22 protein-coding genes are annotated in these 24,958 nt (G+C 32.3%); 6 read left to right on the forward strand and 16 right to left on the reverse strand.

The genetic code is table 11. The annotated features are described in order from the left end of the window. Positions 1-12: 12 nt before the first annotated feature. The 7 genes from rmuC to AAFU52_RS17850 form a co-directional block, all read right to left on the reverse strand. Positions 13-1,359, reverse strand: a complete 1,347-nt coding sequence (rmuC, locus tag AAFU52_RS17820) for a DNA recombination protein RmuC (RefSeq protein ID WP_024771165.1) — start codon at positions 1,357-1,359, stop codon at positions 13-15. An 82-nt stretch (positions 1,360-1,441) separates the two neighbouring features. Continuing rightward, complete coding sequence (locus AAFU52_RS17825; protein WP_438422907.1) at positions 1,442-1,798, reverse strand: MmcQ/YjbR family DNA-binding protein; 357 nt, start codon at positions 1,796-1,798, stop codon at positions 1,442-1,444. Positions 1,799-1,930: 132 nt separating this feature from the next. Then, positions 1,931-2,953 (reverse strand): hypothetical protein, encoded by a 1,023-nt coding sequence (locus tag AAFU52_RS17830; protein WP_438422909.1) that lies wholly within the window; start codon positions 2,951-2,953, stop codon positions 1,931-1,933. A 162-nt stretch (positions 2,954-3,115) separates the two neighbouring features. Next, positions 3,116-3,910, reverse strand: coding sequence for an ABC transporter ATP-binding protein (locus tag AAFU52_RS17835; protein WP_024771162.1), 795 nt, complete (start codon positions 3,908-3,910; stop codon positions 3,116-3,118). A gap of 56 nt (positions 3,911-3,966) precedes the next feature. After that, positions 3,967-6,366, reverse strand: a complete 2,400-nt coding sequence (gene gldG, locus AAFU52_RS17840) for a gliding motility-associated ABC transporter substrate-binding protein GldG (RefSeq protein ID WP_438422910.1) — start codon at positions 6,364-6,366, stop codon at positions 3,967-3,969. Positions 6,367-6,420: 54 nt separating this feature from the next. Next, positions 6,421-6,705, reverse strand: a complete 285-nt coding sequence (locus AAFU52_RS17845; RefSeq protein ID WP_035092304.1) for a putative quinol monooxygenase — start codon at positions 6,703-6,705, stop codon at positions 6,421-6,423. A gap of 66 nt (positions 6,706-6,771) precedes the next feature. Then, on the reverse strand, positions 6,772-7,602 hold the full coding sequence (locus AAFU52_RS17850) for an SAM hydrolase/SAM-dependent halogenase family protein (RefSeq protein WP_106792973.1): 831 nt from the start codon (positions 7,600-7,602) through the stop codon (positions 6,772-6,774). A 264-nt stretch (positions 7,603-7,866) separates the two neighbouring features. On the opposite strand from AAFU52_RS17850, the gene AAFU52_RS17855 reads away from it, so the two are divergent. Both AAFU52_RS17855 and AAFU52_RS17860 read left to right on the forward strand, forming a co-directional pair. Further along, positions 7,867-8,823, forward strand: a complete 957-nt coding sequence (locus AAFU52_RS17855) for a PhoH family protein (protein WP_024771159.1) — start codon at positions 7,867-7,869, stop codon at positions 8,821-8,823. A gap of 59 nt (positions 8,824-8,882) precedes the next feature. Then, positions 8,883-9,830, forward strand: coding sequence for a phosphoribosylaminoimidazolesuccinocarboxamide synthase (locus AAFU52_RS17860; RefSeq protein ID WP_024771158.1), 948 nt, complete (start codon positions 8,883-8,885; stop codon positions 9,828-9,830). Between the two features lie 71 nt (positions 9,831-9,901). Here the strand turns inward: AAFU52_RS17860 and AAFU52_RS17865 are convergent, their stop codons facing one another. The 4 genes from AAFU52_RS17865 to AAFU52_RS17880 form a co-directional block, all read right to left on the reverse strand. Continuing rightward, positions 9,902-10,066, reverse strand: coding sequence for a hypothetical protein (locus AAFU52_RS17865; protein ID WP_158237243.1), 165 nt, complete (start codon positions 10,064-10,066; stop codon positions 9,902-9,904). A gap of 112 nt (positions 10,067-10,178) precedes the next feature. After that, positions 10,179-10,583: a hypothetical protein gene (locus tag AAFU52_RS17870; protein WP_024771157.1), complete on the reverse strand. Its 405-nt coding sequence runs from the start codon at positions 10,581-10,583 to the stop codon at positions 10,179-10,181. A gap of 229 nt (positions 10,584-10,812) precedes the next feature. After that, positions 10,813-13,881 carry a WD40/YVTN/BNR-like repeat-containing protein gene (locus tag AAFU52_RS17875; RefSeq protein ID WP_438422911.1) on the reverse strand — a complete coding sequence of 1,023 codons (3,069 nt, stop codon included), beginning with the start codon at positions 13,879-13,881 and terminating at the stop codon, positions 10,813-10,815. 66 nt (positions 13,882-13,947) lie between these two features. Beyond that, positions 13,948-14,685: an outer membrane lipoprotein-sorting protein gene (locus AAFU52_RS17880; protein ID WP_438422912.1), complete on the reverse strand. Its 738-nt coding sequence runs from the start codon at positions 14,683-14,685 to the stop codon at positions 13,948-13,950. A gap of 158 nt (positions 14,686-14,843) precedes the next feature. Here AAFU52_RS17880 and AAFU52_RS17885 point away from each other — a divergent pair, with 158 nt between their 5' ends. The 3 genes from AAFU52_RS17885 to AAFU52_RS17895 all read left to right on the forward strand — a co-directional run bounded on the left by AAFU52_RS17885 (position 14,844) and on the right by AAFU52_RS17895 (position 17,541). Next, the gene (locus AAFU52_RS17885) at positions 14,844-15,734 is read left to right on the forward strand and encodes a DUF72 domain-containing protein (protein WP_438422913.1); all 891 of its coding nucleotides are present in this window, start codon (positions 14,844-14,846) and stop codon (positions 15,732-15,734) included. A gap of 212 nt (positions 15,735-15,946) precedes the next feature. Next, positions 15,947-16,342, forward strand: coding sequence for a hypothetical protein (locus AAFU52_RS17890; RefSeq protein ID WP_438422914.1), 396 nt, complete (start codon positions 15,947-15,949; stop codon positions 16,340-16,342). Between the two features lie 89 nt (positions 16,343-16,431). Continuing rightward, positions 16,432-17,541 (forward strand): DEAD/DEAH box helicase, encoded by a 1,110-nt coding sequence (locus AAFU52_RS17895; RefSeq protein ID WP_106792965.1) that lies wholly within the window; start codon positions 16,432-16,434, stop codon positions 17,539-17,541. A gap of 42 nt (positions 17,542-17,583) precedes the next feature. On the opposite strand, the gene AAFU52_RS17900 is transcribed toward AAFU52_RS17895, so the two are convergent. From AAFU52_RS17900 to AAFU52_RS17915, 4 genes are all read right to left on the reverse strand, one after another. After that, positions 17,584-17,961, reverse strand: a complete 378-nt coding sequence (locus AAFU52_RS17900; protein ID WP_024771151.1) for a response regulator — start codon at positions 17,959-17,961, stop codon at positions 17,584-17,586. Next, positions 17,958-20,162 (reverse strand): ATP-binding protein, encoded by a 2,205-nt coding sequence (locus AAFU52_RS17905; protein ID WP_438422915.1) that lies wholly within the window; start codon positions 20,160-20,162, stop codon positions 17,958-17,960. The genes AAFU52_RS17900 and AAFU52_RS17905 overlap by 4 nt, the downstream gene beginning before the upstream one ends. Positions 20,163-20,705: 543 nt before the next feature. Further along, positions 20,706-21,641 carry a YeiH family protein gene (locus tag AAFU52_RS17910; RefSeq protein ID WP_024771149.1) on the reverse strand — a complete coding sequence of 312 codons (936 nt, stop codon included), beginning with the start codon at positions 21,639-21,641 and terminating at the stop codon, positions 20,706-20,708. A gap of 91 nt (positions 21,642-21,732) precedes the next feature. Then, positions 21,733-22,629, reverse strand: a complete 897-nt coding sequence (locus tag AAFU52_RS17915) for a LysR family transcriptional regulator (RefSeq protein ID WP_024771148.1) — start codon at positions 22,627-22,629, stop codon at positions 21,733-21,735. Between the two features lie 548 nt (positions 22,630-23,177). Here AAFU52_RS17915 and AAFU52_RS17920 point away from each other — a divergent pair. Then, complete coding sequence (locus tag AAFU52_RS17920) at positions 23,178-23,852, forward strand: SGNH/GDSL hydrolase family protein (protein ID WP_438422916.1); 675 nt, start codon at positions 23,178-23,180, stop codon at positions 23,850-23,852. A gap of 28 nt (positions 23,853-23,880) precedes the next feature. Here AAFU52_RS17920 and AAFU52_RS17925 read toward each other — a convergent pair whose 3' ends face one another. Then, positions 23,881-24,957, reverse strand: a complete 1,077-nt coding sequence (locus tag AAFU52_RS17925) for a sensor histidine kinase (protein ID WP_438422917.1) — start codon at positions 24,955-24,957, stop codon at positions 23,881-23,883. Between the last annotated feature and the right edge of the window lies 1 nt (position 24,958).

Here is a 24,958-nt window from a genome sequence, read left to right on the forward strand (position 1 = left end):
ATGTTTTGTTGATTATTCATTTTCTTCGGTGGCTCTTTTAATCACAGCTTCGGGTAATGATTTTTTGGCTTTAGCCCCCATCTTTTTAAGTTTTTCGACACTTGTAATCAGATTTCCTTTACCTTCTACAAGTTTGTTCATTGCAGCAGAATAATCTTTTTTGGCATCATCTATCTTTTTGCCTACACCGGTAAGATCTTTTACTAACCCTTCAAACTTATCATATAAAGCTCCAGCCTGTCGTGCAATCTCAATAGCGTTACGTTGTTGTTTTTCATTATTCCACATGGTATCAATCGTACGTAGGGTGGCCAAAAGAGTAGAAGGAGTAACGATTACTATATTTTTCTCGAAAGCCTGATTGTATAATTTGCTATCCTGATTAATTGCTATTGCGAAAGCAGGTTCTATAGGAACAAACATTAAAATAAAATCGGGTGATTCGATATCATACAAATCTTGATAGTTTTTTTCTGAAAGCTGATCTACATGACGTTTCAATGATGTGATGTGTTCTTTGAGATGAGTAGCTCTTAACTCTTCATTTTCTTCATTGATATAACGCTCATATGCGGTAAGTGTCACCTTAGCGTCAATAATCATTTTTTTATTGTCTGGTAGATAAATCACTACATCTGGCATCACTCTTTGTCCGTTATCAAGAGTAAAACTTTGTTGCACAAAATACTCTCTATCTTTCTCTAATCCAGATTTTTCTAATACACGTTCCAGTACTAATTCTCCCCAATTACCCTGCATTTTACTATCGCCTTTAAGTGCCTTGGTGAGATTGGTCGCCTCCTTACTCATTTGCTCATTAAGGTCTTTAAGACCTACTATTTGCTGGCGCAGTGCTGCGTGATAATCGATACTTTCTTTATGGGTTTGTTCTACTTTTTTCTCAAAAGTATTGATCTTTTCCTGTAATGGATTCAGGATATTTTTAATATTCTCTTTATTCTGTTCGGTAAATTTATTAGACTTCTCCTCTAGGATTTTATTAGCAAGGTTTTCGAATTCTTTGGTAAATTTTTCCTGAAGTTTTTCTACTTCTTCTTTTTGCGATGCATTTTTAAGCTGAAGATTTTCATATTCTGCATTACGACGAGTAAGTTCGGTATTCAGAAAATCTTTTTCTCTACGAATCTCTTCACGTTCTTTAATTAATTCAGAAAGTTGTTTTTCGGTGTTATTTTTAAGCTCATCGAACTGAGATTGAAGCAAATTTGCTCTTTCATTAGTAGCACTTTTTTCACTATTATGTTGTAATGAAACTACATATTTACCAATAAAAAAACCTACAATAATTGATATAATGATTACCCCAACGGCAATGATAATCGGTGTGTATTCTGACATGTAATCTTTTGTTTACTCAAAGATAAAGATAAGCAATGAAAATTTGGATGAAGTATTCGAAGTTTTCATATTTATGATGTTACTATTCTTTTAGCTTATCTCGATCCCGAACAGGTAATTTTTTGACTACCAGATTATAAGAATCATCTATCCATTGTTTGATAAGCGTATCGGGGATAGAGTGATCCATTATTATTTTATTCCAATGTTTTTTACTCATGTATGATGGAGGTGCTACGGCGGTATAGGTTTCTCGAAGAGTATCAACATCATTGGGATTACATTTCACACTTATAGCTTTAAAAGATGATATATCTGTAGCGGTAAACATTTTTCCTAATACTTTAAAAACTAAAACATCAGGAAGTTTTCCAAAAGGAAAAGATTCAGTTACTCCTTTTTTACTAATGCAGTACTCTCTATAGTCTTCTATATTCATCACTGTTTATTCTTTAACCCGGTTTAGAGAAGTTACAAAATTAATACAAAGTGAAGGATAATCAATCATAGTAAACAATAAAGCCAGTCTTTCATAGCTATGAAAGACTGGCTTTATTTATGAATCAAGAGTCTAGTTTTGTACTTTAATCTCTAGTTTAATAAAATCTCCTGTTCCATCAGTACCAGAAATTTCTACTACTTTTATAAGTCCTTTGTTCCCGTAATTATCAACAAAATCAATAATATTGGTAACGGCTAAATTATTAATTCTTTGGCTTGTTGGTTGTACAACAAAATCTAATTCACTTCTACTACTTATCGCATCAAATTCTACTACAGTTTTAGAGGATAGCCCAAAATATGCTTTGTTTAATTCATCAGCAGTAACACCACCTATGGTTGGTACGTCTATAATATTTGTAGGATAGTTGTTAGAAGAAGCCAAAGAAGCTTTTCCTGTTAATCCATAATAATATCCAAAATCCCATAAAGCTGCAAATTCTTCTCCTTGGTTTATTTTATATACCGTTTCATTGAATAAAGAAATAAACGTTTCAGAAGAACCATCTGCAAGAGGAGCAGATAAGATAGTTTGTGTAAAAGATTTAATTCCAGAACCGCTATTTGTACCAGAACCATACGTTACAGTTATTGTACCAACAACATTATCTCCTAATGCATTTCTTTTTGTAATATCTCTAAAATCACCTCTTCCTGTAGTTGCCCAGAATTTATATACAATAGTACCATTGGTCATATTTGGTGTTGGTAGATCGATCTTAAATTCGAAATCTTTTTTATCTCCACCCACAAGATCAAGAGATTTATCAGGTTTTTCATCAACTTCTTGAGTATCAAATACAAAAGGCTCTTCTCCTGTACCATTAATATCCTGAGTGATATATAATCTTCTCATTGATTTGGTGGTAGAAGAAAATTTTACTTTTGATTTTATAGTTGTTTTGGTAACACCACCAGTAACATTAACATCGCGTTTATCGCCAACACCAGATTCTGATACGATAAGTTCTGCATCAAATACCTCACCATCGGTTGGGATAAGATCATCATTGTCATCGGAGCTACAACTAAATGTAAAAGCTGCGATAATTAATAAAGTTACAATTGATTTGAGTTTTAACATGGTATTCATAGGTTTAATTTATAATTTGGGATAAAATTATGACTTTCCAGACTAATAGTACGAGGTTAGCAACTTCAAATTTTTACAGTTTTCCCTTGATAAGCAGATTTATTCGATAAAGTGTAATTAAAAGCAAAGAGAGGTAGGAGAAAAGTAGTGTTTTACAAGAATTTAGTTTCTTACTTTATATCTCCCGGATTTAGAATCAAAAAGAATCAGGTCTTCAGGAAAAAGAGATGAAAATGCACGGCATTGTACTAATTCTTTGGGTCTTCCAAATTCGAAACCGTCCTCATTCATTACAATCATTTTATCACATAATTGTATGGCAAAATCAATTTCATGAGTAGAAAAAAGAATAGTTTTTCTGGTCTCAAAGGCCAAACGTTTTAGTAGTTTGAGGATGTAAGCTTTGTGGTATACATCTAAGTGAGTTGTAGGCTCATCAAGCATAATAAAAGGCGTATCCTGTGCAATAGCACGGGCTATAAGTACTTTTTGCAATTGCCCATCACTAAGTTCAAAACATCTCTTGGCTACCAAGTCACCAATATGTGTTACCTCGATTGCTTTGCGAATTTGCTCTATATCTTCTTCTGCCATTTTTCCTACCCAGTTGGTATAAGGTTGTCTACCTAGGGCTACCAATTCCTGTACTGTAAGATTTTTTGAAGCAATTTGCTCTGTTAAAACAATACTCAGTTGCGAAGCTAGTTCGACAGATTTATAAGATTGAAGCTCTATATCAGACAACATGATTTTACCATGTAGGGCTGGCTGCACACGGGATAGAGTACGTAATAAAGTAGATTTTCCGATTCCGTTGGCACCTACTAATCCTACCAGTTCTCCTTCATGCAATTTTAGATTGATATCAGCAGCAATAACATTAAGCTCCTTTTTGGTACGATAACCAATAGAGAGGTCTTCTGTTTTAAGAACGATATTTAGGGCTTCGCGATTAATAGATTTAACGTTTTAAGTTTTGAGATTTTTCTATATCAAATATAGAGAATAGAATTTTAAACGGTTTTTTGATACTTTTTCTTTCTGATTAACGAAAATAAGAACCCAAAAACCATAAGGATAAGTAAGGGGATCAGGATATTGATAACTTGCCATAGGGTTTTGTTTTCAACAACTTTTTCTACATTTAGAAATGAAATATTGATCTCTTTACTTCTAATTTCAATAAGGCCAGAATCATCTAACAGGTAATTTACTGCGTTTAACAGAAACTCTTTATTTCCATATTTTAAATTCATGGTCGGATCAAAACCTAATTCTATTGGCTGCCCTTTTCGCGTTTGGTTTTTAATAATATCCCCATCGGCAATAACGATCATTTTTGTAGAATCACTTTTATCTTTATGATCTTTAATTTTATGAGGTTTTATTCTGTCTTTATAGGTAGATTTAAAATTTCCTTCAAGTAATACAGCCAAACTTTGAGGACCTGCATTATAACTAGCAATGTCTGGTTTTTTTCTAATAATATTTTCTAATAGTATTTCTTTAGGTACTCCCTCTATTTTTGATTTATCAGAACTAGTGAGTAGTATCGTCTTTTTGATACTATTTTTTAAGGTGTCAATCTGGTTTGAAAATTCAAATTTCACAGATTCTGTATTTTTAACAATAGGGTGGTTGCTGGCACTTTTAGTTAGTGATCCATAAAACCATGGATATGGGGTGAATTGAGTTTCACTACCTTGCCCAGAAGCTAATACCAATGGTGCAGAGTACAAATCATTTACCAAAACGGGATTAACTCTTACTCCATAAGAGAATAAAGCATCTCCTAATCTTAGATCCTGCATGATTGCAACAGAAGAACCTTCTGGATTCATTAAACTATCGATTTCCATAGTAACAGATTCTAATAGCCATAATGATTTTCCTCCATTCATTACAAATTGATCCAGTACATATTTTTCTTTTTCAGAAAAAGCTTTTGTAGGCTTAGCATTGATAATCATATCAAACTTTTGCAACTCTTGTAATGTCTTTGTTGTATTACTCGCTACCGAATCCAAAGTAAATGCCCCGACAAAGTAATAGTTTTGTAGCGTTTTAATAAAATCGGCAATTTTGATATCTGGTAATTGCCCATTTCCTTTAAGCACTGCAATTTTGTGTTTTTTAGGATGTAGTAACTTGGTTAATCCATCTGCAAAAGCATATTCTAATTGTTGAATAGAGCTGTTTACTCGCTCTTCTGAAGTGGCTCCAATGGTATTTTTGATTAAAGGAATTTTTACACTTCTGTTTTGAAAACTTAGAATAGCCCAGGGAACTACAGTTTCAATTTCGGTTTTTCCGTTTTCCTGTACGCTGACCTCCATTGGGGTTAGACCAAATTTTTGTAGTTCTGTAATTGTTTGTGCTCGTATTCCTTCTTCCTCTAAAGGATTGGTAAAAATGTGTTGAACATTAGGGTTTATAGCATTAAACTCTTCTAATATTTGTTTGGTTTCAGATTGTAAACGTCTAAACTCTGAAGGGAAATCTCCTTCTAGCAATACATCAATAACAACAGGAGCCGTTGCTCCTTTTACTAAGTTTTTGGTAGCTTCAGAAAGTGTAAAACGACTATCCTGGGTAAGGTCAAAACGATTATATAATGAGTTTCCGATTAAAAATAGAACAATGACAGAGATTAATGTAATACCAATAGGTTTGATTTTCTGCTTTATTGCACCTTTTTTAAGAACGATAATGGTAAGAATCACAAATAGTAGAATACTACTTAAAAAATAAAAGATATCTCTGGTATCCAAAATACCTCGACTCATACGTTCATAATGCAATTGCATTCCTAGTTGTTCAACGATAGTATTCATTGCTCCTAGCAAGTTGTAATCTACGAGTCCGCTAAAACCAAAATAAAAAATGAAACATAGAAACAGCGAGATCAAAAAAGCAACAATCTGATTGTTGGTAATCGAAGACGAAAATATACCCATTGCGGTATATGCTGCGGCAAGTAATAATAGTGCAATGTACGATCCCATTGTACTACCTATATCGAGGTTACCAATTGGGTTCCCTAATTGATAAATAGCAACGATATAAAGGAGGCTAGGGATTAAAGCAATTAGGATTAAGGATAAGCTACCTAGATATTTTCCAAGTACCAATTGCCAGTTTTTGATTGGTTTTGTAATCAATACCTCCAAAGTTCCTTGTTTCTTTTCTTCTGCAAAACTTCTCATGGTTACAGCGGGAATGAGGAATAACAATATCCACGGTGCAATCTGGAAAAAAGGCGAAAGATCAGCAAACCCACTATCCAGGATATTAAATTGTCCTTTAAAGACCCACAAAAAGAGTCCGTTAAGGATTAAAAATATAGCAATCACCAAATACCCTACAGCAGAGGAGAAAAAGGTATTGATTTCTTTTCGTATTAATGCAAACATAGTTTTTTTAGGATTGAAGTTTTTTTAAGTTTATGAAGTCATGTGTCATAAACTTTATACCTCGATTACACTCCATGCTTCTGGTCTTTGACTAAACTTATTTTTAGTATTTGCCCAAACTCCTTTGAATAACGCAGAGTTTCTGTAGTTATTGAGATGTTCTTCAGATTCCCAATGGCTATAGGTGAAAAATTGATTAGTTTGATGTACATCTCTTACTAATTTTAGATGACTACATCCTTCAAAATTTCTGATCTTCTCTTTATTCTGTTCAAAGTTTTCTAAAAAAGCATCAATTTGATCGGGTAAGAATCCCATTTTTACGATTCGTATTATCATTTTTTAATTTTCAAAAGTATAACCACAAGGTTTTACAGTTTATTTTTGCTTCTTTTCAGATATTAATTATTCAAAACTAATGCTTACCGTATCTCTATAGTACAATCCAAAGAGATTGGAGGCTCCTCCTACAGTTTTAGGGTTACTCTTATAGATAGCTAGTTCTAAGTATCCCGAAGAATTAAAGACAGCCAATTTTTTACCATCTTCTTCGCGTTTACTTTTTTCGATATCAAAATTAATAGCATCGCTATATCGGTTATATACGTTTTGAAATACCGCTGTACGTGCTGTAATTTTAAATTTACGTCCTTTTCCAATTTCCTCAAAAAGCTTACGTGTAATGTTGGTAACCAAATTACCATAATTATCGATATAGATAATACTACCTACTATTTGTTTATCTCCAAGGTTTACAATAGGGGTAATCCCTTTTATTGTTTTGATTTCTGAGATTGTTTTTCCAATTACTTCTAGTGTACCACCTCGGGCAATATGACAAGCCACGGCCACAAAAACATCCAACACAGGAAAATTAGATACTATAGCATCGTGAATATTTATTTCGACAATCTTCTCTGGATTAAATTCTGATGTGATTAAACACACTAGTCCATTATTAGCACATATAAAGTAATGACCGTCTAGTTCTACAGCAATATGTTTATTTTCTGGATTAAGTTCACTATCGATTCCTATGATATGTATACTTCCTTTTGGAAAACTTTTATAAGCATTTTGTATGATGTATGCAGCTTCTGTTATATGAAAAGGTGAGATCTCATGAGATATATCAACAACTTTGGCATCTGGCAATTCTGTATAAATAGCTCCTTTAACCGCAGATACAAAATGATCTTTGATTCCAAAATCTGTAGTTAAGGTGATTATTGGCATGTATAAGAATTGTTAATATCTTTTAGTTGTAAGCACTTAAAAATATGTAAATTTGTTTTGAAGTTATTCAAGGCTTTTCTTTGGACAACAAAATGATGATAAAACCATCGTATTTACTGTTTTTTGATCACTAACTTATATAGTGATAATATAAACATTTTGCTTCGTTTTAAATTTCTATTTTGTTTTCCCGACAAAAACTTGAACAACTTTAGCAAACTTAGTCAATCCTAAAAAAAAATCATACTAAAATTCGTATAGCTTTTGAACGAACTTATTATAGAACTTACAGAAATCAATCCGAGAGAGTTTTTCGGACTTCAGAATAGCAATATTCAATTATTAAAAAAGTACTTCCCTAAGTTAAAAATTGTAGCAAGAGGCAGTAAAATAAAAGTGTATGGAGACGATGACATGCTCAAAGAGTTTGATATGCGTCTTAATATGCTTCTCGAGCATTTTAGCAAATACAATAAGCTGGATGAGAATGCAATAGAGCGAGTGCTTACCAGTGTGAGTAAGGCAGATTATGAAACATCGCCTAACAGTGGAGAAACATTAGTGCATGGAGTAGGAGGTAAACTAATTAAGGCTCAGACTGCTAACCAACGTAAGCTGGTGGAGACTTGTAAAAAGAACGATATGGTTTTTGCTATTGGTCCAGCAGGTACCGGAAAAACGTATACCAGTGTTGCACTAGCTATTAAGGCACTAAAAGAAAAAGAGGTAAGACGTATTATTCTTACACGTCCCGCAGTAGAAGCTGGAGAAAATCTCGGATTCTTACCAGGAGATCTTAAAGAGAAACTGGATCCGTATATGCAACCTTTATATGATGCTTTACGTGATATGATCCCTAATGAAAAACTCGACAGTTATATAGAAAAAGGAGTTATACAAATCGCACCTATGGCATTTATGCGAGGTAGAACATTGGATAATGCTTTTGTGATCCTTGATGAGGCACAAAATACAACACATGCACAGATGAAAATGTTTCTGACGCGTATGGGAAAAAATGCTAAATTTATTATTACAGGTGATCCTGGACAGATAGATTTACCAAGAAGAGTTACTTCTGGACTTAAAGAAGCTCTACTAGTGCTTAAAAACACACAGGGGATAGGTATGATTTACCTGGATGACAAAGATGTGATTCGCCATAAATTGGTAAAAAAGGTAATTGCAGCTTATAAAGAGATAGAACATAGAAATGGATAAATAGTTTCAGGTTTTTAGTTTCTAATTGAAATTAAAGCCCGAAACCCGAAACCTAAGTAATGAATACAATTGTAGATACAAACTATAATTTTCCTAATCAAAAATCAGTATACAAAGGGAAAGTAAGAGAAGTATATAGTATAAATGATGAACTTTTGGTGATGATTGCAACTGATCGTTTATCTGCGTTTGATGTAGTAATGCCACGAGGAATTCCTTTTAAGGGGCAGATTCTTAATCAAATTGCGACCAAGATGATGAAAGAAACAGAAGATTTGGTGCCAAATTGGTTAATAGCCACTCCAGATCCAAATGTAGCTGTAGGGCATTTATGCCAACCTTTTAAAGTAGAAATGGTGATTAGAGGCTATCTTTCTGGTCATGCAGCTCGAGAATATAAAGCCGATAAGAGAATATTGTGTGGTGTATCTATGCCCGATGGTATGAAAGAGAATGATAAGTTTCCTCAACCAATCATAACACCTTCTACCAAAGCTGATAATGGAGAGCATGATGAGGATATTTCTAGAGAAGAAATATTATCAAAAGGAATTGTTTCTGAAACAGATTACCTCATCTTAGAAGATTATACACGTAAACTTTTTCAAAGAGGAACAGAGATTGCAGCAAAAAGAGGGTTGATCCTTGTGGATACCAAATATGAGTTTGGTAAAACAAAAGATGGTAAAATTGTACTGATCGATGAAATACACACTCCGGATTCTTCTCGCTATTTTTATGAAGAAGGATATGAAGAACGACAACAGAATGGGGAATCACAGAAACAATTATCTAAAGAGTTCGTAAGACAGTGGCTAATTAGTAAAGGTTTTCAAGGTAAAGAAGGTCAACAGATTCCTGAGATGACAGATGAATATATTAATTCTGTCTCTGAACGATATATCGAATTATATGAAAATATAACAGGAGTATCTTTTATAAAAGAAGATGTCTCTGATATACAAGGAAGGATAGAAGAGAATGTACTAGAATATTTGAGCAAATAGAAAAACGATATTATCGTATTAAAAAAGCTGTCGCTAATAAACGACAGCTTTTTTTGATATAAAATACAGAATTAGTCGATTATAAGAACGCATTCTAGTTCTGCACAATGACGCCCATAATCTGTACACAAGCCAGTTCTGGGATCAATGCATTGTTTTCTTCCTCCATTAACAGATAATTGTTGTTTCCTGTTTAATTTCTCAACACCATTAAGGTTCATAATGTTATTTAACATGACTATAGGTTTTAAAAGTTATTATACTTTTAAAGATATATGAAATGTCCTGTTTTCTACTACGGCATTACCACAATTAACAGTGTATTATGATATGAAGAATCATCATCAATTATGCTACCTTATACTCTAATAATTGTATATTATCTTGTAGGCGCTCTTTTACGATACTCATCATTCGTTTGTTTAATGCAGAAGAATTTTCCATATAGGCCTGGTATTCTTCTACAGTAAATTGACCTATAATCATTCCTTTTAAACTATTTCTGAATTTCATGTCCTTTTGGATAGCATTTTCAATAAAATCGAAACGTTTTTCTAAGGATAATTCGTAGAAAGTATTCTTTCTTTTTTTAATGTAGTTTTTAAATACTTCGATTAATAGGCCTCCTTGTAGTTTTATAATAGGCCTAATCGTTTTGTTCTGAAATTGCTCATCATTAGACATGTTTTCAGAAACTCTTGCATTTAATAACTGTGGTCGTATTGCCAATAAATTTGATTCCCTGTTTTCCATAATAAAGAAGGTTTACTAAAAATAAGTATTTGTTGTGCTCAAAAATCAAGATGGTGATTAGAGTTTTAAACGACTTATAAACAATAATAGAGTTACATATATTATATGGGATGTTTTGTTATACTAATCTAATCTTTTTATTTTTCTGTTACATTACCTAAACAATAAGTTATATATAATAAAAGCCCCCTATTATAGAGGGCTTTTATGCAACAAGATGTTTTTTAGTTTATTTTTTTAAGAATTCTTCTTTACTTAAAATTTTGACAGGAGTGTTCCCTGCTTTTTCAAGATATTTATTAAGTTTAGCTACCTGCTTACCATTGATTTTCTCGTATGCAGTTTTAGCTTCATTTAATCTTGTTTCTAATACTTCCTGATTTTCTAATTGAGCAAATGAAGGTTTCTCGAATTGCTCTGCCACTTCACCATATAAATCAGATAATTTTTCTCTCAGCTGGGGTTCAGCTTCATCAACATAATTATCACCCGTGGTTACTACCAGAGTTTCTTTTAAGGTATTTAGTTCCTTAATAACGGCAGAAGTAACTTTTTGCGAAGCCGGATCTTTTTTTAATACTGCTTCGGACTTCTTTATATTTTGATCAATTTTATGAACCAGATATGCCAGATCTTCCATGTCATTAAATAACTCTTGCGTCGTTTTATTATGAGTAATTCTGTCTTTTTCTGAAATTAATGAGGTGGGATCATTTAATAATGTTATCGCACTTTCATATTGTTTCTTACCTTTTTTAAGCACTATTTTATAAGTCCCAGCAGAAACTCTTGGAGCAGTGAATCCACCAAAGGTGAATGTTTTTCCTGCAGCTACTTTAGGTCCTTTTTTTCTGAAATTCCAGGTTACTATATTAATCCCTTTAGCTTTTCCGGGAACAAGGCTTACTATCTCATTACCATTTTGATCCTGGACAGATAGTGTCATTTTTCCAAAAGTATGTCTCTTTTTGAGGTAGTAGATAACTTTTGCAGAAGAGCTTGGGTTATCACCTATAAATTGAAGTTCTGTACTTCCGCCACCAAAACCACCTTCTTCTTTGATTATTGAGGGTTTGGTATCAAAAAAGTGAACATCTTTAACAAGAACTTGTTGGTTTATTTGTCTTAGAGGAGATATATCATCAATAATAATAACACCTCTACCGTGGGTTCCTAATACCAAATCATTAGTTTTTTTCTGTAGATCAATAAAATGCACTGCAGCAGCAGGCATATTATTAGTAAAACGAGACCAGTTTTCACCACCATTTATGGATATAAACAATCCAAACTCGGTACCTAAGTATAGTAAATCTTCATTTACATAATCTTCCTGAATGTTTCTTGCAAACCCTATAATCTCGTCTGTCACAAGGGATTTCCATGTTTTTCCAAAATCTGATGTTTTATATACATAGGTATTCATATCTCCCGATGCATGACCATCAAACACAGCATATGCTGTTCCTTTATTGTGTGAACTAGCTTCTATATGATATACCCAGGTATTTTTTGGTACTCCTTGAATATTAGCTACTGTATTGGTCCAGGTCGCTCCGCCATCCTGTGTAACCTGTACATTACCATCATCGGTTCCTACCCAAATTACCTTTTGATCAATCGGGGACTCTGCAATTGTAAAAATTGTAGTGTGAGTTTCGGCTCCCGATTTATCTGTAGAGATACCTCCTGATTCTTTATCTTGCTTTGTAGGATCATTGGTGGTTAGGTCTGGTGATATTTTTTTCCAGTTATCGCCCATATCTTCACTTACATGAAGGAATTGGCTACCCATATAAAACCGATCTGGTTGATGATTACTCACAGCCATTGGAGCGTTCCAGTTAAAGCGTAAATCTGCCTCTCCCTTAATAGGTAAAGGGGCAACATTTTTGGTGTAATTCTTGTTTACATCATATCTCCAAACATTTTGTGCTCCTTGCATTTCAGAATATATAATATTCTTGGCAGGGTGTTTTAATACTCTAAATCCATCTCCATATCCAACACGATTCCAGTCACGAGCTTCTATACCTCCTGGAGAAGAAGATGGCCCCCACCAGGAACCATTATCTTGCAGACCACCATAAATATTATAGGGTTCTTCATTATCTACACTAATATGATAGAATTGAGAAATAGGTAAATTATCCACCATATCCATTGTTGATCCACCATCCCAGCTTCTGTAGACTCCACCATCGGTTCCTACATACATTCTGTCTGAATTGTTGATGTCAAAAACAATATCATGTATATCTGCATGCATGTTCCCCAAGTTTTTGAATGTCTTTCCTCCATCTCTAGAGATAGAACCAAACAATCCTCCTTTAACCAGAATATCCGGGTTTTTTGGATCTACAACTATTCTAGCGAAATAGAAAGGTCTCACGACTAAGCCAAAATCTCCATTTAATAATTTCCAATTGGCTCCTGCATCATCAGAACGATATAGTCCTTTATCTTCTTTGCTTTCTACAACAGCATATACTATTTTAGAGTTTGAAGGTGCTATTGCCAATGCAAATCTACCCAGATCACCTTTAGGAAAGCCATTGTGGATTTTATTCCATGTTTTTCCTGCATCTGTAGATTTGTACAGTGCACTACTAGGTCCTCCAGAATTAAATCCCCATGCAGTCCTTCTAAACTCCCACATTGCAGCATAGAGCGTATTAGGATCTTTGGGATCCATTATAAGATCATTGACTCCCGTTTTCTCATTAATGTAAAGTATTTTTTCCCAGGTTTTTCCTCCATCTATTGTTTTGTATACTCCTCTGTCTTCACTATCTCCCCATAATGCTCCTAAGACTCCTACATAGACTTCATTAGAGTTGTTTGGGTTAATTTCTATACTACCAATTCGTTCTGAATTTTCAAACCCCATTTTTTTCCAGTTCGCACCACCATCTGTGGATTTGTATAAACCATCACCGATAGAAACACTGTTTCTGGTCCATATTTCACCCGTTCCTACCCAAATGGTATTGTCTGGATCGTTGGGATCAATCTTTACTACTCCTATTGATTGTGCATGATCATCGAATACAGAGGAGAAGCTTGCTCCTCCATTCGAGGATTTCCAAACCCCACCACCAGCAGTACCGGCGTATAGTATTTTATCATTAGTAGGGTGATTTTCTAAGTCTATAATTCGACCACTCATGAGTGCGGGTCCGATTTGTCGTGCTTCAAGGTTTCCGAATAATTCTTTGCCTTTTAGAACAACTTCTTGTGCTTGCAAGTGTATGGAAAAGAGTATAGCCAAGCTTGCAATTATAAATTGTTTGTTCATAATTACTGGTTGTTAATTTAGAATAAAAAATCCCCAAGTTTTTAATTTGGGGATTATGATTTGTGTTTATTTTCCTTCTGGGAAAGCGAATAATGTAGTTTCTACTTCTGGATTGAGATTGAACTCCTTAAAATCCATACTTTGGAATTGACTACTTTGTGAGAATGGGAAGTATAATCCTTCTACTTCCTGATAATCGCTAATAGACATTTTTATTTTCTGACCCTTCATTGGACCTTCCTGAATTTCTTCTTCAATTATAATAGGTACAAAATTTTCGGTATCAAAATAGTAATGAGAAATATTAGGTTGTGATTCACCATTAACCGTAATAGGATCTTTGGTTACCTTTATTTTAAAGGTATCGGTTCCATCTACAGTCTCATTACCAATAAGCTCTATGGCATATCCTTTTTCTTTATAATTTAAAAATGGAGAAGGCCAATCTTTCATTTGCTTCTTCATATTTTCTGTGGCTTCATTGTCGCTTTTTTCAGCTTCCATAGTTTGTTGATTTCTAGACCATGAGACTTTTCCGTCATATGCTGCCCAGATCATCTTGTTTCCTTGTAATTCAATAGTGGTAGACTGGCGCCCATCTTTCATCATAACTTGTTCAAAAGGAATTTCCATCCCCTGCATTTTCATTACTCCTTTCATAGTAATGCCTTCTAGTTTTTCCCAATTTTCTTTTCCTCCTGTATTTTCGAAGTAATTATTAACTATTTCATCTGCAGTTTGTGCATAAAATGATGTTGAGATAGCTAATACAAGAGCTACTGTAATAGATTTTAAAGCATTCATTAGTTGTGATTTTTATGATGTTGTTGTAATAGTTAGTCAATCGAGTTATATTTTTGTTACACTTTTTTTAATCTTTTATAGTAATAAGGGTGAAGTAATTACCCAAGGTCTTAATTTTTTAATTAATTTTCATCAAATAAATATAAAAAACCAGGTGCATGAAATTTGGCAAAGTAGAATATCCTGATATCATAGATTTTAGCTTACCAGAAGATCATAAGGATACGGTAAGAATTTTAAATACTACAGCTAAAGAAAATTTATCGACTTATGTTGGCTGTGCCAAATGGAATAGACAAGATTTAAAAGGGTTTTATCCCAGGGGAACCAAAGATGAACTAGAGTATTATTCGAGGCAGTTTAATAGTATCGAATTGAATGCTACATTTTATAGAATTTTTCCTGAAGATCAATTCAAAAAATGGTACGATAAAACTCCGGAGGGATTTAAGTTTTTCCCAAAACTTGTACAGAATATTTCTCATCTAAAAAGATTAAATGAAGATGTAGAGCCTTATGTTGATGAATACCTATCTAATGTAATTCACCTAAAAGAAAAGTTAGGAACTATATTTTTACAGATGCATGGTAATTTTGCTCCTAAAAATTTTGACAGAGTTATTCGATTTATAGAAAAGTGGCCTAAAGAAATACGTCTGGCGGTAGAGTTTAGGCATACAGATTGGTTTAATGATTTAGTGGTAGCCGATGAGTTATATAGTCTTCTTGAAAGTAACAATATATCGAATATCATTACAGACACAGCGGGTAGAAGAGATTTACTGCACATGCGTTTAACCAATGATGAAGCTTTTGTAAGGTATGTTGGAGCAAATCATGAAACAGATTATACAAGGCTAGACGATTGGGTAAAGAGACTTTCTACCTGGAAAGATCAGGGAATTAACCAGATACACTTTTTTGTGCATCAAAACCTAGAAGTAGAATCGCCTTTACTTTCTAAGTATTTCATTAAAGAATTGAATGCTCATATAGGAACCCAATTAGGTTTGCCTAACCATTTATCAGACGACCTCAAATTGTTTTAACATAGAGATGTGGAGCTATTTGATAGGCTTTACATACGATTTGATGGTATTACCTTACTTTTATAAATGTTAAAAGTTTAGTTTTTATTGCTTTTTAGCGAACATATGTGTACTTTGCCGATGAATTTAAAATCAATGTTGTAGGAAATTACTTAATATTATTGTTTTGAATTCGATTACGATTACTTCATGGTCCCTAAAATATCAATTGTATGAATAAACTTTTACGCTATCCTCTTATACTGGTTTTTTTGTTAATTGCTAATCTAGCTAATTCTCAATCTAGTACTACCATCAATCATTCTAATCACGAACAGGAAAATATATTTTCTTTTCTTTCTGATCATCCTATCTTGATCCAAAATCAAACATGTACTAAAAAGAAGGTTTTTTCTTACGATTTTAATATCGTTGAAACCGAACATCATCATTTAGAGCATGATCATGATCATGCCAGTGAAGTAGTTTTGTTGGATATCATTTTCTCTGATGAAGGATCTGATTTTAACTGCTCTGGCGGTTTTTGTATGAATAAATCTCATTTTCATAAAAAGGGATTAACTATGAAAAAGCAACTCTTTGACTATTTCATGAGTATTGCTTGTTAATAGGATTTAATAATTATGCTGGTTATTTTCTGATTAAGTTGAATTATGAATAGATATTCAATTACTTTTGCAACTTAAATCAGATATGTATGACGTTTTTAGAGTTAGGAGTACCCAAAGATCTTAATAAAGGTCTTAAAGAGATGGGAATTACAGTTCCTACAAAGATTCAAGAACAGGCAATTCCTGTTTTAATGAGTCAACGGACCGATTTTATTGGGAAAGCTCAAACTGGAACAGGAAAAACTGCAGCTTTTGGAATTCCGTTATTATCCCAGATTAATCCTTCTAAAAAACATGTACAGGCCTTGGTTTTAGCTCCTACTCGCGAATTGGGTCAACAGATAGCAAAACAACTTTTTAAGTTCACAAAGTATACGGATAAGATTTTTACCGAATCGGTATATGGTGGTGAAAAAATTGAAAGACAGCTTTCGAGATTAAAAAGACCTACACATATCATTGTAGCAACACCCGGCAGACTTATAGATTTAATTAATAGGAAAGCGGTTGATATTTCTGAGATCAAAACATTGGTTATGGATGAAGCGGATGAAATGTTAAGTATGGGATTTAAGAAAGATCTTACTACAATTTTGTCCAAAACCAAAGGAAATAGAAATGTTTGGCTTTTTTCTGCAACGATGCCATCTTCTCTCAACGAAATTATTAATTCTTATGTTAGTAAAAGCGCAGTACAAATAAGTATTGATAAAGATGAAGCTGTTAATAAAGGTATAGATCATCAATTTGTAGTAGGTGATGAGGTTAACAAATTAGATACGCTTACGTATTTTCTGAAAACACAAAAAGAGGGTAGGGGAATTATTTTTACAAGAACTAAAGCTGCTGCTCGTACACTTCATAAACAACTGAAAGCTAAAAATTATGAAGTAGGTCTTCTCGAAGGAGAAATGACACAAAAAGATAGGGATAAGGTAATGAGAGCTTTTAGAAAAAAAACTTTACAATTACTGGTGTCCACAGATGTTGCCGCAAGAGGTATTGATGTTGCTAATTTGGCTTTTGTTGCACATTTTCAATTACCAGATCAAATAGAATATTATACGCATAGAAGTGGTAGAACAGCTAGAGCAGGAAAAACAGGCCTATCTTTGGCTTTAATAACCAAATCAGAAGTACAGGTTATAAGAGAACTCGAAAAACAACTAGGGATACGATTTAACCAGATTAGATAATCAAAATATAGTTTTTGATTTTTATAATAGTTATTTCTGTAATTATGTAGGTTGGGATGTACCTATTTCTGATATTACCGATAAAAGTTGATCAAAATTTACAGGCTTTGAGAAATAATTATCAAACCCGATATTGATAAAACGTTGCTCATCTCCTGGCATAGCATAGGCAGTTACTGCAAAAACAGGGATGTTTTTAAGAATTTCCAACTTACGGAATCTTTGAAGTAATTCACAGCCATCCATTTGATTAAGTCCCAGGTTAATATCAACCAGGATAAGATCAAGCATTTCTTCTTTCACAACTTTAAGTGCTTGTGAACCATTTTCTGCAATGATAACATTTGAATCGTTTCTGGATAACATTTTATCCATTACCATTGCATTTATCTTATTATCTTCTACGTAGAGAACATTCATAGGCATTTTGGAATTATAATATTAAACTCGGTACCCTTACCTATTTCACTTTTTACTTCTATTTTCCCATCCAGGATTTCAATATATCGCTTAGATAAGCTTAGGCCAATACCGGTTCCTTCATATTTACGACTCATACCGATACTTTCTTGCATGAAAGGATCAAAAATTTTCTTAAGATTTTCGTTGTCTATTCCAATTCCAGTATCAGTTATTGAAATATAAACATTATTTTTTGAATTTTTAGAATTAACTTTAATAATTATACTTCCCTTGTTAGTGTATTTAATGGCGTTATGGATAATATTGTTTATTGCAGCTCTAAATAAATCTTTATCTATCCTAACTTGTGGACTGGTCTTATCAAGCTCTAATTGATAAGTTAATTCCTTTGCTTCGGCCATATGTTTATATTCTCTATGCGAAGTTTCTATAGTATAGTTAATGTCTAATTTTTGTACGTTTATGTTCTTTTTTATAGCTTCTATTTCGCTAAAATTAGATAAGTTATTGATTGTATCCAGAAGTCTGTTTTTACTTTCTTCCAAATATTCCAAGAGTTTTTCTCTTTCGTCGGGTTTTTCCTCGTCCAGTAATAGCTTACTCACAGTCATTATACCATTTAGCGGAGTTCTTATTTCATGACTAAAATTGGATAATATATTTGATTTAAGGCTATTTAGCTCTTGTTCTTTAATATGTGATTCTTTAATTGCGATTTCAGCTAATTTTCGTTCTGTGATATCCAGAAAACTAACAAGAACAGAATTTACCGTTTCTCCTTGGTCAAAAACAGGAGTGTATTTGGCTTCAAGCCATTGTAAATCACCTTTATAAGTAATGCGTTCTATTTCTTTTTTTACAATATTTCCTTTTAGAGCTTCATTAAATTCATGAGCAAAGGAATTTTTGAAATTAAGAGGCATAACATCTATAAAACGGCAAGACACTTCGTTTGGATTTACATTAAAATCTCTTTTTATAATTTTTACAGATTTCTCATCAGTCATTAGAATTGTCCCTTTGGTATCTAACAAAATTGTATATGCAAATCCATTATTAACGATTGCCTGCAATCGATTTTTGCTTTCTACAATAGTTTTTTCATTGATCTTTTTTTGATGAACATCGATCAAATTACCAATCATTCGGGTTGTTTCTCCTTTTGAATTTTTTCTTTTGAAACCGTACACTTCATAATGTCGATACCCTTCATTAATATGCTTAAGTCGATAGTAATTATAATAGTAATTACCTTCTTGATTAAAGTTATCATATCGCCTAGTAAGCATTTTTTCTACATCATCTGGGTGTATCATTTTTCTAAACTCTTCTTCTGCTACAAAATCCTGATCCAGAGGTAATCCCAACATTTTTTTAAAATCTGAGCTATAAAAAACTTCATTCCTTTTTACATGATAATCAAACAATCCAGATTGTATCCCTTTTAAAGCCAAATGTTTGGTTTCTTCGCTATATTTTAGCTTTTCAATATAATTGTACCGATCTGTAACATCCGTAATAGTTCCGTTTACATATACAACCTCATCTTTATAAATAACGGGTTGTCCTACAACTTTAACCCATTTTTCATTTCCTTTTTCAGTAATAATTTTTTCTGTATACTCATAAGTTTCTTTGTCTTTGATGAGGTTGTCAAGGAAACTTTTTATTCTTACTCTTGCATCTTTGGGGTAAAAGCTAATTTCCTTTTCTCTTGTTATAGGAGTACAGGAACTTAGTTCGTTTATTAAGTAACAACCATCAGACCAGTACATTTCATTATTCTTGGGATTAAAATACCAGGCACCCGTTTTGGCAAGCTTTGAAATAGTTAATAACGCTCTATGTTCTTTGTATTCTTCTGTAGTATCTATTCCTGTTGCATAAATCAAATTATTATGTAGTTTGAAATCAAATTTTATTGATACAACTCCTTGTTTTTCGGTAGGGAAGTTTAAAGATACATTGATGAGTGGGTTGTCATCAGATAAACCAGATACCGAATTTAAAAACACTGATACATCATTATCAATTATAAAATCGGTAATGAGCTTTCCTTCGATTTTATTTTTATCCAGAGGAAATAATAGTTCACACCTATTATTGAAAGAAATTATTTCTCCATTTTTTTTTAGAATAAAAAGAAATAATAATGTTTTTTCTGATGAGATTCCAAATTTTTCTAAAGTTAAAGACATACGTACTGGTTAATTCTACTTAAAGTTACAAAATGATTTGTAATTCTCTGTTTGGAATTGACTTCAATAAAATAATTTTCTTTTTATCATAGTTGAGAAACCTCAAACCTTGCTCGTATTATTTTCTCAATGAAATACAAGAATGGTTACAGATGTTTCTGATAATGTGAATATTAATGTTTTTATAATTTATAAGGACAATATTTTATTTTGAAGTATACAAAGCAAAAGTATTGGAACTTTGATCTTAAAAATAAAATATTAAACTTTGTAATGAAATAAAGAAAAGCCCTCTAAAGCTAGCTTTAGAGGGCTTAACATAAAATAGTAAATACTACCTAACCGTAAAACAACCGACTTATTTTTAGACAGATTAAGGTACTATTACTATATCTTCCCAGATGTATATATAATGTAACCCGGATACATTTGGAAAGGGGAATCTAAAAAGGGGCTTTAATAAAAATATCAGATGTACTATACCTACGTATTCTCTGATTATTTTATGTTTTATTTTTATGATCATTATATTATAGAATTAGACTATAAATTAAGTATTATAATTAATGAGATTGTTGATATAATAAACCATGTTGATATTCCTAGAACTGCAGGTTTCCACCCAACCGCTTTTATTTTAGAAATAGATAAATTCGTTCCTATCAGGAAGAGAACAACTACGAATATTGATTTTGAAATCGTATATACCGAATTTGTAATTGTACTTGAGATAGACCAATAGCTATTTATGATAATTACCAAAGCAAAAATTGCTATAAACCATGGTATTTTTTTTGAATCGAATTCGCCTTTAAATAACAAAGAAGAAAAAATAGCTACGGGAATAATCCATAACGTCTTAACCAACTTAATGACTGTAGCTATTTTTAAAGCTTCTTCTCCGTAAATTTGTGCAGCACCAACTACAGAACTGGTATCATGAATAGCAATCGCACTCCATAGACCAAATTGATATTCAGATAAATTAAATATGTGTCCTAGAGTGGGGAAAACTAATAGTGCTATAGCATTAAGAATAAAAACTATACTTAAGGCAATAGAAATATCTTCTTTTGGGGCGTTAATTGTAGATGCAATTGCAGCAATTGCGCTTCCGCCACAAATGGCCGTTCCCGATGAAATTAGATGAGCTGTTTTTTGTTCTACTTTAAAGGTTTTTCCTAATAAAATCCCAATGCATAAAGCAAAAGCTACAAAAATCATAGTATATATAAAACCATTTTGCCCAATACCCCATGTTTCCTGAATATCGAGATTAAAACCAATTCCGATAATGGCAAGTTTCAGTAAAAAACTAATGACCTTGTTGTTAAATGCAAGAAATTGATTTCCGAATAAATTGGCATATAAAAAACCTAATAATAATGCTACAGAGCTATTTATAATCGAACATAAACATGCTATAATAATTAGAGAAAATATAATTATTCTGGTAAGTTGAGTAGCTTTTTCTTTCATCAAAATATTCGTCTACATCTTGTTAATATTGTATTGCAGATGCAAATTTGAATATTTTTATAGAATAAGTTTTATTACAATTTGTAATCCCTTATTCCATTTGGTTATAGTGGGCAGCAAAGAAATGCTTTGTTTTTTCTACTGTATTGGAGTATTCGCCATGTAAATTTACCATATGAAAAACACGCTTAATAGTAAAAGAAGTAATATCAATAATTTTTAATTTATTATTCATTAGTTCATCTGTAATGCAATGAATAGATAGAAAAGAGTAAGAACCCGAGTGCATTAAATAGGTTTTGATACTTTCTGTACTTCCCAGAGTCATCTCTATAGATAATTGTTTAATATCTATACCAGAATTTCCTAAAGTATCTTTTATCACGTTTCTGGTACCAGAACCTTTCTCTCTTAGTATTAATGGTAATTTTTTGAGTTCTTCTAAAGTAATTTCTTGTTTTTTTAGTGAAGTGTTATCGGCACTGGTTACCAAAACGATTTCATCTAAAACAAATGTTTCGTAGTGCAATAATGGATTAGAAGTGTTTCCTTCGGTAAAACCAATATCTACTTGTTTATTAATAATTGATGCTTCTATATGTTCAGAATTATTATTGAGAAGAGTGATATTGGTAGTGCTGTATTTTGCTTTAAATTTTGATAATATTTTAGGTAAAATGTATTGAGAAATTGTAGTACTTGCTCCAATAGTGATCTTATCGGGGAATTTACTGTTCAAAGCCAAAAAATCATCTTCTAATTGATTATATAGACTTAGTATTTTATTGGTGTATTGTAGTAATAATTTTCCTTCGGAAGTTAAACTTATTTTGTTGCCATGCCTGTTAAATAATGCTTTACCAAAATGTTTTTCTAATTCGTTGATATGTTTTGTTATCGCAGGTTGGGTAATAAAAAGTATTTTGGCAGCTTTGGTAAAACTTAGAAAATCTGCAACTTTTTTGAAAACTTTTAATCTGTAGATCATTAGACTATACTTAAGCGGTTTTTCTTTCAGTAAAAAGATATATTGAAAAAGTAAATTTTGATTTCAATATATTAAAGCCTCTTTATTGATAGTATTAATTATAACGTTTTACCTTGTGTATTCCCTACCAGGTATGCCAATTTGACTTTAAAGTAGTGAAAAATAACTTCATAATTTTAGTATGATACATTCCTAACAATGGATAAGAATTGTTTTTTAAAAAAGAAGCGCTTAAAGAACATTTAAAATTACTACAAATTTGTTTCTTAGAATGCAGTTTTGAGTTAAAGTTCAAATGTATAAATCTCGTATGTAAATAGGCTATTGCAATTTGTTATGGGGTATTATATTATGTTATAATCCATTAGTGGTTGATTAAAATATTGAAAGTTTTTGGTATAATAGATATCAACTTTTAGTGTATTATTAGCAAAAAATGGTTCATCAATATCATTTATCTCTGGGATCGGAATATTTACGTAAACTTATGTACTTATTAATGTAAAACAAGATGATAGGTTTATTTAATAAATAAAGCATAATAAAAAATGATGATTAAGAGAACGGTTGTAATATTTATTGGATTATTCATAGTGTGCATATCTTGTTCATCAACTCATGTTACTCAAGAATCAGAAATCGAAAGTTTTGACCAGCAAGGAGATGAACGTGATATATCGAATAAAGAATATAGCCTCTTGTTTGTGGGTAATAGTTTGACTTATAGTAATGATTTACCCAAACTAGTAAGAGAAGAAGCTAAAAATAAAGGGATAATTGTTACCACTACAATGTTGGCTAAGCCTAATTATGCTATCATAGATCATTGGGCAGACAGAGAGGTTCAACGTCTGATTAAAACAAAGAAATTCGATTTTGTGATTATACAGCAAGGCCCTTCTTCCCAGGCTGATGGAAGAGAAATGCTTCTTAACTCAGGAAAAGGGTATAGTAACTTATGTAATGCAAATGATGCCAAACTGGCCTATTTTATGGTATGGCCATCAAGGGTATATTATCATACTTTTGAAGGTGTTATTAAAAACTATACCGATGCAGCTATCAAGAATAATGCAATATTGTGCCCGGTAGGGAAAATTTGGAAACAACATTTTGATAAAACTAACGACTTTTCATATTACAGTCCTGATCAATTTCATCCTTCCTTATCTGGTAGTCAAGTTGCTGCTAGGGTAATAGTTACTTCTTTATTCGCTAACTAATTGCTTAGATATACTATATGGAATTTGGTTAAGCGTTTCCTTCAGAAATCCTTGGTATTTTTATGATATTGATTACTCCTGAATCTCCATTATTTCTAATGTCAAATGAATAATTACCCTGATACAGGGTGTCTATTCGTTCTAAAACATTGCTGATACCATTACCAAAAATAATCTTCTCTTGTTGCAATTGTAGCCCATTATTAGTTATTTCAAAAACGATATCATCATGGTGAATAAAAATTTTTATACCAATAGTGACAGTATCATGAGTATACGAAAAACCATGTTTTATAGAGTTTTCTACAATAGGTTGTAAAATAAGTGGTGGGATTTTTTCAGACAACATGGAGTTGGTAGTATCAATATCAAAATTTAACTTATCGCCAAACCGCAATTTTTCGATCCCTAAATATTTGTTTAAAATTGATAACTCTTCTTTTAAAGTAATATATTTTACATCTTTAATGCTAAGTGTCTTTCTTAACATTTCACTTAAATCGGCTATTGCATCTTGCGATTTTTCAATATCAATATCCATTAAGGAAGAAATGTCGTTTAATGCGTTAAATAGAAAATGTGGTTGAAGCTGTGACTGTAAGACTTTAATTTTTGAATCCAGTAATTGTGCTTTTAAATTGGATTCTTTTATCTCCTGATCTTTTTGTTTTTGAAAATAGTAATAGGCATACAGAATGGTGATTAATGTAAAATAGACAAAAAAGTTAAAATTCGAACTATAGGCTAATCTCGATAAAATTACTTTGATATCTATAACATCGGTATACCCCAAAATATATTTCTCATACCCTAATAATAGAATCGAACTGTAGAGCGATAATAAAACAGAAATTAAAGTATGAAGAATAATACTAATGGGTAGAGAGAATTTGCGCATAATATAGACTCTCGTAAATATGATTGAAGCTATAATAAATATGAACTTGGTGCCATAATTAAATAAATAATTCATGATGAGTCCAGTCCAGGTAAATGATTTAAATGAAACTCCACTTATTTTTTGAAAGAGAGCATTTACAAGAGCAAAAAGGCATGCCAAAATATAAAAGAGAACTATAAATCTAAAAAGTTTTTTATCTAGCATC

The organism is Aquimarina macrocephali (assembly GCF_051627225.1).
GTDB lineage: Bacteria > Bacteroidota > Bacteroidia > Flavobacteriales > Flavobacteriaceae > Aquimarina > Aquimarina macrocephali.

Coding starts and splice junctions, on each gene's coding strand:
- rmuC (WP_024771165.1), bottom strand. CDS start 1,359: ATGTCAGAATACACACCGATTATCATTGCCGTTGGGGTAATCATTATA.
- AAFU52_RS17825 (WP_438422907.1), bottom strand. CDS start 1,798: ATGAATATAGAAGACTATAGAGAGTACTGCATTAGTAAAAAAGGAGTA.
- AAFU52_RS17830 (WP_438422909.1), bottom strand. CDS start 2,953: ATGAATACCATGTTAAAACTCAAATCAATTGTAACTTTATTAATTATC.
- gldG (WP_438422910.1), bottom strand. CDS start 6,366: ATGTTTGCATTAATACGAAAAGAAATCAATACCTTTTTCTCCTCTGCT.
- AAFU52_RS17845 (WP_035092304.1), bottom strand. CDS start 6,705: ATGATAATACGAATCGTAAAAATGGGATTCTTACCCGATCAAATTGAT.
- AAFU52_RS17850 (WP_106792973.1), bottom strand. CDS start 7,602: ATGCCAATAATCACCTTAACTACAGATTTTGGAATCAAAGATCATTTT.
- AAFU52_RS17860 (WP_024771158.1), top strand. CDS start 8,883: ATGAATACAATTGTAGATACAAACTATAATTTTCCTAATCAAAAATCA.
- AAFU52_RS17865 (WP_158237243.1), bottom strand. CDS start 10,066: ATGTTAAATAACATTATGAACCTTAATGGTGTTGAGAAATTAAACAGG.
- AAFU52_RS17870 (WP_024771157.1), bottom strand. CDS start 10,583: ATGGAAAACAGGGAATCAAATTTATTGGCAATACGACCACAGTTATTA.
- AAFU52_RS17875 (WP_438422911.1), bottom strand. CDS start 13,881: ATGAACAAACAATTTATAATTGCAAGCTTGGCTATACTCTTTTCCATA.
- AAFU52_RS17880 (WP_438422912.1), bottom strand. CDS start 14,685: ATGAATGCTTTAAAATCTATTACAGTAGCTCTTGTATTAGCTATCTCA.
- AAFU52_RS17885 (WP_438422913.1), top strand. CDS start 14,844: ATGAAATTTGGCAAAGTAGAATATCCTGATATCATAGATTTTAGCTTA.
- AAFU52_RS17890 (WP_438422914.1), top strand. CDS start 15,947: ATGAATAAACTTTTACGCTATCCTCTTATACTGGTTTTTTTGTTAATT.
- AAFU52_RS17895 (WP_106792965.1), top strand. CDS start 16,432: ATGACGTTTTTAGAGTTAGGAGTACCCAAAGATCTTAATAAAGGTCTT.
- AAFU52_RS17900 (WP_024771151.1), bottom strand. CDS start 17,961: ATGAATGTTCTCTACGTAGAAGATAATAAGATAAATGCAATGGTAATG.
- AAFU52_RS17905 (WP_438422915.1), bottom strand. CDS start 20,162: ATGTCTTTAACTTTAGAAAAATTTGGAATCTCATCAGAAAAAACATTA.
- AAFU52_RS17910 (WP_024771149.1), bottom strand. CDS start 21,641: ATGAAAGAAAAAGCTACTCAACTTACCAGAATAATTATATTTTCTCTA.
- AAFU52_RS17915 (WP_024771148.1), bottom strand. CDS start 22,629: ATGATCTACAGATTAAAAGTTTTCAAAAAAGTTGCAGATTTTCTAAGT.
- AAFU52_RS17920 (WP_438422916.1), top strand. CDS start 23,178: ATGATGATTAAGAGAACGGTTGTAATATTTATTGGATTATTCATAGTG.
- AAFU52_RS17925 (WP_438422917.1), bottom strand. CDS start 24,957: ATGCTAGATAAAAAACTTTTTAGATTTATAGTTCTCTTTTATATTTTG.